We start from the raw sequence: 8,997 nt of genomic DNA, 5'->3' as shown, positions 1-8,997 counted from the left end.
CCAACAACCGTGGTCCGGCACCTACTTCGCCGGCACCGTCGCCGGCGCACCGCTCTCGATCGTCAGGCAGTACATCGAGCAGCAGAACCGGCCCGTGTGAAGTCTTGTCCGGCTCCGCCGGAACGCCACCGCGACGCTCCACGCCGCCACAGCAACATCCGCTTCGCCACCGGTCTGAAGACCGGTGCACTGCGGACGAATCCCGATAGCCCGCCGAGTGCGCAGCGCACCTTCCCGGCAAGGGCCTGTCCGGCCGGCCCCGGTGGCGGTCCGGTTCCGGCTCAGCTCAGCGCGGTCGTTGCGTACGCCTCGACGGCATCCCGCTGGTAGGCGGCCAGGCCCGGCGCGATCGCCTCGTACGCCGCGCGCCACGACGCGTTCTCCACGCAGGAGCACCCCATCGCCCGGAACTCCTCGACGGAGACAGCACGCAGGTCGGTCAGCGCCTGGTACCGGGCCGCGACCTCCGCCCGCACCTCGTCGGCGTCGGCGGGCAGGCCGGCGGCCATGAGCTCGGCCAGCCGGATCATCTGCGCGGTCCGCCGGCGGTGCCCCGCTTCGATCTCCTCCTCGGTCATCGCGGCGGCGCGCTGCCGGACCACCTCGGCGTGCTCGGGGAAGTCGCGCAGAGTCTCCCCGTACATGGCGGGCCGGACGCCTTCGAAAAGGTTCTCCGGTCGGTTGATGCTGATCATGGGTCCACCGTCCTTTCCGGACTGTTCCAGTGCGGCGATCGTGCGGGAGACGGTGCGGACCAGCACGTCGAGGCGGTCCCGCTCGGCGAGCAGCCGGCTGCGGTGTCCGCGCAGGGCTTCCAGCTCGTCGACCTGTTCGGCCAGGATCCGGCCGATCTCGGGCAGCCCCACACCGAGCTCCCGCAGGACGAGGATCTGCTGCAGCCGCAGCAACTGCCACTCCTCGTAGTAGCGGTGCCCGTTGGTGCCGGTCCACGCCGGCGGCAGCAGCCCGATCTCGTCGTAGTGCCGCAGCGTCCGGGCCGTCACACCCGACATCCGCGCGACCTCCGCGATCGGCCACCCCATCGCCGCCTCCTCACCCTTCGCTCCTCGCGAACGATCCACCGGGCCGGTTCTCCGGCCCTGTTCAGGACGGTAGAGGCTGCCGCAGCGGCAACTTCAACCCCGGCCTGGCCGCGGCAGCAGCACCGCCGCACCCAGCGCCGTGATCGCCAGCAGGCATGCGGCAAGCAGCATGCTCTCCCCCATGCCCCGCGCGAAGCCCCCGGCGAGGAGCGCGCCGAAGACGGCGATGCTGAGTGCCCCGCCCGTCTGGCGGCTGGTGTTGAGCAGGGCGGCTGCCGTACCGGCCCGTTCGGCGGCGACGCTGTCGAGGATCAGGGAGGTCAGCGCCGGCATGGCGAGGGAGCCGCCGACGCCCAGCGGGATCATCAGCAGGGCGGTCGCCCACGCAGGTGTTCCGGTGTGGACGGCGAGCAGCCCGGTGCAGGCGAGCACGCCGGTCAGCAGGCCGGTGACGACCACCGCCCGCGGGCCGTAGCGGGAAACCGCCCGCGGCGAGAGGTAGTTGAAATTGACGGTGACCGCCGCCATCGGCACGAACATCAGCCCGGCCGACAGCGCCGACTGTCCCCGCTGCTCCTGGAAGAAGAGGCTCAGGACGAACACCACACCGTAGAAGGCGGCGTTGACGGAGAAGCCCGCGACGACCGGCACGGTGACGCCGCGCTGCCGGAACAGCTCCAGCGGCAGCATCGGCGTGCGCCGCCGCGCCTCGACGGCCACGAACGCGGCCCCGGATGCCACCGCGACCCCGGCCGCGGCGAGCACGGCGCCGGTGAGCCCGTCGCGCCCGCCCTCGATCACGGCAAAGGTCAGGGCGGCCAGCGCCAGTACCGCCGTCAGCTGCCCCGGCAGGTCGAACGCGGCCGCGCGGCGCGGGGAGCGCGGCGCCCGCAGCAGGAACAGGAAACCGGCAAGTCCGGCAGGCGCGTTGAGGCAGAACACGGCGCGCCAGCTCCACTCGGTGGTGAGCAGCCCGCCCAGGACGGGCCCCGCGGCGATGGCCACCGCGCCGCCGACCGTCCACAGGGCGATGCCGCGCGCCCGGGCGGCCGGATCGGGGAACGCCTGCCGGATCAGCGCCAGTGAGGCGGGCACCATCACCGCTGCCGCGCTCCCCTGCACCACGCGCGCCGCCGTCAGCGCCCCGAGCGTCGGTGCCGCCCCGCAGGCCAGCGAGGCGAGGGTGAAGACGCCGAGTCCCCAACCGTAGGCGCGCCGCGCGCCGACCGCGTCCGAGAGGGCGCCTGCGGAGAGCATCAGCGCCGCGAACATCAGCGTGTAGCTGTCGACGACCCATTGGAGCCCGGACATCGAGCCGCCGAGCTGCCCCCGCATGGCGGGCAGCGCGACGTTGACGCCGGAGACGTCGACCGTGATCACGAAGAAGCCGAGGACGGCGGCGACGAGAGCGGCGGTGGCAGAGCCCGACCGCCCCGGCCCGCCCCGGGTGTCCCCCTTCGCCCCGGCTCCCGTACCCGTCCCGGTCCGAGCCGTCGCGCTCATCGTGCACTGTCCCTCACTGCGCTGCCCCTTCCCGTCCTGTCGGATACAGATGGCAGTGTGCTCGGCGTGCGCGGCCCCCGACAGACCGGACCGTGCGGGGGAGCACGGTGCCTGGCCCTGGTACGGCCTCCCTGCGCCCGTACTCCTTTGCGAGAATGACCGGATGAGCGAAGGCACGGAACTGGGCCGCTTCCTCCGCGCCCGTCGCGGACAGGTCCGCCCGCAGGACGTGGGCCTGCCCGCCGGCACCGGCATCCGCCGCACTCCGGGGCTGCGCCGCGAGGAGTTGGCCACGCTGGCCGGGGTCAGCGTGGACTACTACACGCGGCTGGAGCGCGGTCGCGAGACCCGGCCCTCGCCCGCCGTCGTCGCCGCGCTCGGCGAGGTGCTCCAGCTCTCCTCCGATGCGCTGCGCCGGCTGCACGAGCTGGTGGCGCTCGCCGCGGGCCGGTCGCCGACTCCGTGCCGGGGCCCGGCGCGTACGGTGCGGGAGTCGGTCCGCACCATGCTGGAGATGCTGCGCCCCTCACCGGCGTACGTCGTCAGCCGTACCAACGACCTGCTGGCCGCCAACCGGCCCGGCCTGCGTCTCCACCCGGGCATCACGGACTGGCCGCCGGAGCGCCGCAACATCACCCGCTACGTGTTCCTGCACCCCATGGGCCGCAGGCTGTACCGCGACTGGGAGAAGATGGCGGCGTACAGCGCGGCCCACCTGCGGGCGATGGCGGGCGCCGATCCGGACGCGCCGGAGCTTGCTCAGCTCGTCGGTGAACTCGTGGTGAAGAGCCCGGAGTTCGCCCGGCTGTGGGAGCGGTACGACGTCAAGGCGCGCGGCGGGGGCCGGAAGCACTTCCAGCACCCGGAGGTCGGCTCGATGTGCCTCGGCTTCGAGGTGATGACGATCTCCCGCACGGGCGGCCAGCGCCTCGTCACCTATCAGGCGCCGCCCGGCACCCCGGACCACGACGCGATGCTGCTGCTCGACATGGCCAGCCCCCGGGAGGCGGCGCTCCCGGAGGGGGCCGAGCGGTAGGGCGTGTCCGACAGGTCGCCGCCCCGTAAGGGGCGCGGGGAACTGCGCGACAAGCCACGGACGGCCTGCAGCCGATGCACCTCCCGGGGGGCCGGGGCAAAGCCACGTGTCTGACCACGTGCGACGGGGTTCTGAGTCACCCCCGGGCCCTCCGTGGCAAGAGGGCGTGACCGGACAAGCGGGCCGGCCCCGGTAGCCGACTTCCCGCCAACCGCCGCCGATCCCGCCTCACTTCCCGGGCTCCTGGGCATGATCATTTCCATGTCCGACTCCCGAACCGACGACCTGGCCCTGTCCGCCCCCGGCGGCCCTTCCGCTGCGCCCGAACCACCGCCCTACCGGTGGCGTTGGGTCGCGCTGTGGGTGCTCCTCGCCGGGGAGACGATGGACATGCTGGACTCCCTGGTGGCCTCGATCGCGGCGCCATCGATCCGTTCCGAGCTGGGCGGCGGGGCCGGTGTCACCCAGTGGCTGGGGGCCGCCTATGCACTCGCCATGGCGGTCGGGCTGATCACGGGCGGGCGGCTGGGGGACGTCCTGGGGCGTCGACGGGCGTTCCTGATCGGTGCGTCGGGGTTCACCGGCGCCTCGCTGCTGTGCGCGGCGGCCATGTCGCCGGGATTCCTGATCGCGGCGCGGGGGCTGCAGGGGCTGTTCGGGGCGGTGATGATCCCGCAGGGGCTCGGCCTCATCAAGGAGATGTTCCGCGGCAGGGAACTCGGCAGGGCCATGGGGATGTACGGGCCGGTGATGGGGCTGTCGTATGTGGGCGGCCCGGTTCTGGCCGGCTGGCTGGTGAGCGCCGACTGGTTCGGGACCGGCTGGCGCATGGTCTTCCTGGTCAACCTGCCGCTCGGGCTGCTCGCGTTCGCCGGCGGGTGGCGGTTCCTGCCCGCGTCGGGCCCGAGGTCCGCGGCCGGGCTGGACCTGGCGGGTGCCGTGCTGGCCTCGGCCGCCGCGCTGCCGGTCGTCTTCCCGCTGGTGCAGGGACGCGAACAGGGCTGGCCGGTGTGGGCGTTCGTTTCGATGGCGGCCGGGGTGGTCCTGTTCGGGGTCTTCGGCCGGTACGAGCAGCGCGTGGCACGCACCGGCGGCGACCCGTTGGTGGTCCCGGGGCTGTTCCGCAAGAGGGCCTTCTCGGGCGGACTGGTGACCGGTGCCGCGCTGTTCGCCGCGGTGGCGGGCTTCTCGCTCGCGCTCAGCCTCTACTTCCAGTCGGGGCTGGGGGCTTCGCCGCTCGAGGCGGGCCTGGCCGTGCTGCCGTGGTCCGCCGGTACCGTCGTCGGCTTCGCGGTGGTGCAGGTGCTGGACGGGCGGGGGGTGCTGAGCAGGTTCGGGCGCCCGCTGGTGCAGACCGGCGTCGTGGTGATGGCACTCGGCACCGGCCTGTTCGTCCTCGCGCTGCGGTCGGCCGGCGCACAGGTCACGGTGTGGCAGGGCGCCCCGGCGCTGGTGGTCGTCGGGGCGGGCATGGGGCTGGTGATGGGCCCGTTCTTCCAGACGGTGCTGGCCGCGGTGGAGCCGCACGAGACGGGTTCGGCCGCTGGGATGCTGACCGCGGTGCAGCAGTTCGGCAGTGCGCTCGGCAGCGCGGTGCTGGGCACGGTCTTCTTCTCCGGGCTCGGCGACCGGGCCATCGCTGCCGGACCCGGCTGCACCGGAGCCATGGAGATCACTCTGGTCGCGGAGGCCGGGCTGCTCGCGGTCACGCTCCTGGCAACCTTCCTGCTCCCGCTCCCCGGCAGACAGGACCGAACCGGGGCGGGCCGACTGGCCGGGAATGATGTTGATGGTTGACAGACGGAGGGGAAACATCCAATCTCATCAGCTGAACAACCCGAACGACCCTTCATAGCCTGACTGTTGGCGATAAGTCCTGAAAAAATTATCGAAAAGAACTCTTCTCGCTTCCCGGAACGGAGCAAACCGACAGCATGAACAGTCCCGAGGAACTCGTCCCGGTCCCGGCCGTCGAACCCGGCACCGTCGGCCCGCCGTGCGGCTACGCCCGGCTACGCGCCGAACAGCCGGTGGTCAAGGCCCAGTTACCCAACGGGGAGACCGGCTGGCTGATCAGCCGCTACGAGGACGCGCGGGCCGCCTTCGCCGATCCCCGCCTCATCCGGCCGCTGCTCTCCGCCTGGCCGCCCCGCGAGGGCCCCGACGCTCCCCCGCCGTGCCTGCCGACGTTCCTGGAGATGACCGGCGAACACCACGAGCGGGTACGGCGCACCGTGCTGCCGCTCTTCGGCCGGCGCCGTCTGGAGTTCATGGTGCCCCGGATCCGGGCCATGGCCGGGGAACTGATCGACGCCATGGTGGAGTCCGCCCACGGCGGCACGGCCGATCTGATCGCCGCCTACGCCGAACCGCTGCCGCTGCGCGTGCTGTGCGAGACGACCGGGCTGCCGCACGAGGACCGCGAGATCTACCTGCCGCACACCCTCACCCTGCTCGGCGCCGCCGGGCTGTCGATGGACGAGGTCCTGACGGCCCTGTACGCGCTGCAGGACTACGGCGATGAGCTCATCTCCCGCAAGGAGAAGGAGAGCGAGGGCGAGGACTACATCCACCTCCTGCTGGCGGAGAGCCGCCGCCCGGGCAGCGAGCTGACCCGGGACGACGTGGTCAGCTTCGTCGTCACCATGCTGATGGCCGGCTACAAGACCAACATCCAGCACACCGGCAACGCGCTGTTCACCCTGCTCACCCACCCCGGCCAGTTGCGCGAGCTGCGCGACGCGCCCCAGCGGATGGGCACCGCGGTGGAGGAACTGCTGCGCCACGTCCCGCTGATGAACGCCATCAACATCCTGGTCGCCCAGGAGGACTTCACCCTGCACGGGCAGCACATCCGGGCCGGGGACGCGGTCATCCCGGTGCCCGCCTCCGCCAACCGCGACCCCGCCGCGTTCACCGACCCCGACCGGCTGGACCTGACCCGTACCCCCAACGCGCACATCGCCTTCGGCCACGGTCCGCACGCCTGCACCGGCGGCAACCTGACCAGGATGCAACTCGGCATCGCCCTCGAGGTGTTGCTGGAGCGGCTGCCGGACATCGAGCTGGCCGTGCCGGCGGAGTCGATCCCCTGGGACGAGTCCACACCCCTGCGGGCCCCCGCCCTGCTGCCGGTGCGCTGGTGACGCACCTCCTCGACCACGCCCGACCGGAATCGCGACCGGAATCGGGACAGGAATCGCGACCGCAATTGCGACCGGAGACACGACCGGACGAGAAAGGCCCGACACCGTGACCGCACCGCACGAGGACCTGCCGCACTACCCCTTCAGCACCCAGGGCGACCGCCTCGCCCCCGAACTCGGCGAGCTGCAGCGCCGCTGTCCCGTGGCCAGGGTCGGCACCAACTCCGGCGGCGAGGCCTGGCTCGTCACGGGCTATGAGCTGGCCCAGCACGTGCTGCGCGACCGGAAGTTCGCCCGGTCCGTCCTGGGCGACCCCGACGGGCCCACCCAGGACGCCCCGATCCTGGCACCCGAGCTGCTCGACGCCATGAACCACCTCCAGCAGGCCGGGTTGCGGGACGAAGTCCTCAAGGCGCTCGGCCGCAACCAGCCCGAGCTCCCCGCCGACTGGGTCGCCGAGGTCACCCGTGAGGGCCTGGACGCCATGGTCCGGCAGGGCGGCCCGGGCGACCTCCAGCACCACTTCGCGGAATGGGTCGCCGCCCAGTGCATGTGCCGGCTGCTCGGACTGCCCTTCGAGGACCACGAGTGGCTCGCGGTGCGGGCCGACCTCGACCTGACCATGGTGACCCCCACCGACGAGGAACTCGCCCGCAACTGGGAGGAGATCCGCGTCTATATGCAGGCGCACATGGCCGCCCGCCGCCCCGGGCAACCGCGCGGCCTCGCCGACCGCCTCGCCGACCTCAACGACAGCGGAAACGAACGCGGAGAGGGACTGACCGACAAGCAACTGTCGAACATCGTCTCCGTCCTGTTCGTCAGCGGATACGAGGACTTCGCCGGCTTCCTCGGCGTCGCGGCGCTCAACCTCCTCCAGCGCCCCGAGGTGATGGACGCCGTGCGCGCCCGTCCGGAAACCCTGCCGCAGTGCATCGAGGAACTACTGCGCCACAGCGTCGTCCTGGGCAACGCCATCCCCCGCTTCGTCACCGAGGACGCCAAACTCGGCACCACGGAGGTGCGGCAGGGCGACCTCGTCCTGCTCCAGCTGGACGCGACCAACCACGACCCCGCGGCCTTCCCCGAACCCGGGGACTTCGACCCCACCCGCTCCCCCAACCCCCATCTCCGCTTCGGCTACGGCCGCCACCACTGCCCCGGCGCCCACCTGGTCCGCCGCCAGTCCGAGACCGCCTTCCGCGTCCTGCTCGACCGGCTCCCGGGCCTCCGCCTGGCGGTGCCGCTGGAGGAGGTGCCCTGGCACCCCAACCGGATGGCGATCATGCCGGCCGGACTTCCGGTGACCTGGTGACCTCGTGACCTCGTGACCTCGTGGCCTGGTGACAAGATGCGTGGTGGGATGCCCGGCCGACCGGTGCCGGGTCCTGCGACGACCAGGAGAGCGGAAGAATGAACAACCCTGCCACCCACCGGGACGCCATCGCGGCGGAGAGCGCCAGATTCGTGGACCTGGTCCGGGACGCCGACCGTACGACGGCGGTGCCCGGCTGCCCGGGCTGGACGCTGACCGACCTCATCCGGCACACGGGCAGCGTGCAGCGCTGGTTCTCCGTCCTGCTGCGCCAACTCGTCCAGGAGCCGCCGCGCAGCCGCGAGGTGGACCTGCGGCTGCCGGCGGACGAGGACGGCTACCCCGACTGGCTGGCGGACAGCGCGGCCGAGGCCGCGAGCGCCTTCGCCGTCACCGACCCGGATGCCCCGATGTGGGCGTGGGGCGCCGACCAGCACGCCCGGTTCTGGGTGCGCCGCATGCTGTTCGAAACCCTGGTGCACCGTGCCGACGCGGAACTCGCCCTCGGCCTCCGGCCCGTGATCGACCGCGGGCTGGCGGCCGACGGCGTGGACGAATTCCTGGTCAACCTGCCCTTCGCCGGCTTCTTCGCCCCCAAGGTGGCCGATCTGGCCGGCGGCGGCGAAACGATTCGTTTCCGGTGCACCGACACCCGCGGCGAGTGGCTGATCCGCCTGCGGCAGGACGGCTTCGAGGTCGAGCAGGGCCCCGCGGAGTCGGCCGATGCCACGGTCGAGGGCCCTGCGGCGGACCTGCTGCTGCTCGTGTACGGCCGCCTCGACCGCGGTGCGGATGCCTTTGCGGTGCAGGGGGATGAGGACCTGCTGGAGCGCTGGTTCACCAACTCGACGTTCTGATGCGGTACCGCGCCCCGAAGGGGCGCGGGGAACTGCGCGACCAGCCACCGACGGCCTGCAGCCGACGCACCACCCCAGGGGACCGGGACGAAGCCCC

7 protein-coding genes and 1 pseudogene are annotated in these 8,997 nt (G+C 72.4%); 6 read left to right on the top strand and 2 right to left on the bottom strand.

Annotated features, from left to right (window positions below; translation table 11 throughout):
- A pseudogene (locus tag ACWD4B_RS33985) lies at window positions 1–100 on the top strand (IS200/IS605 family transposase); the annotation flags it as partial.
- A 181-nt stretch (window positions 101–281) separates the two neighbouring features.
- Here ACWD4B_RS33985 and ACWD4B_RS33980 read toward each other — a convergent pair.
- Complete coding sequence (locus ACWD4B_RS33980) at window positions 282–1,043, bottom strand: MerR family transcriptional regulator (RefSeq protein WP_451424395.1); 762 nt, start codon at window positions 1,041–1,043, stop codon at window positions 282–284.
- Between the two features lie 93 nt (window positions 1,044–1,136).
- Window positions 1,137–2,546, bottom strand: a complete 1,410-nt coding sequence (locus ACWD4B_RS33975) for an MFS transporter (protein WP_451424394.1) — start codon at window positions 2,544–2,546, stop codon at window positions 1,137–1,139.
- A 163-nt stretch (window positions 2,547–2,709) separates the two neighbouring features.
- Here ACWD4B_RS33975 and ACWD4B_RS33970 point away from each other — a divergent pair, with 163 nt between their 5' ends.
- The 5 genes from ACWD4B_RS33970 (at window position 2,710) to ACWD4B_RS33950 (ending at window position 8,900) form a co-directional block, all read left to right on the top strand.
- Window positions 2,710–3,582, top strand: a complete 873-nt coding sequence (locus ACWD4B_RS33970) for a helix-turn-helix transcriptional regulator (RefSeq protein WP_451424393.1) — start codon at window positions 2,710–2,712, stop codon at window positions 3,580–3,582.
- Window positions 3,583–3,843: 261 nt separating this feature from the next.
- Entirely contained in the window at window positions 3,844–5,379 is a 1,536-nt protein-coding gene (locus tag ACWD4B_RS33965; RefSeq protein ID WP_451424392.1) for an MFS transporter, read from the top strand.
- A 137-nt stretch (window positions 5,380–5,516) separates the two neighbouring features.
- Window positions 5,517–6,728 carry a cytochrome P450 family protein gene (locus ACWD4B_RS33960; protein WP_451424391.1) on the top strand — a complete coding sequence of 404 codons (1,212 nt, stop codon included), beginning with the start codon at window positions 5,517–5,519 and terminating at the stop codon, window positions 6,726–6,728.
- A gap of 106 nt (window positions 6,729–6,834) precedes the next feature.
- On the top strand, window positions 6,835–8,043 hold the full coding sequence (locus ACWD4B_RS33955; protein ID WP_451424390.1) for a cytochrome P450: 1,209 nt from the start codon (window positions 6,835–6,837) through the stop codon (window positions 8,041–8,043).
- Between the two features lie 98 nt (window positions 8,044–8,141).
- Entirely contained in the window at window positions 8,142–8,900 is a 759-nt protein-coding gene (locus ACWD4B_RS33950) for a maleylpyruvate isomerase family mycothiol-dependent enzyme (RefSeq protein ID WP_451424389.1), read from the top strand.
- The last annotated feature ends 97 nt before the right edge of the window (window positions 8,901–8,997 follow it).

The sequence above is a fragment of the Streptomyces sp. NPDC002536 genome (assembly GCF_053594995.1).
This window is presented reverse-complemented; position numbering and strand designations above follow the sequence as displayed.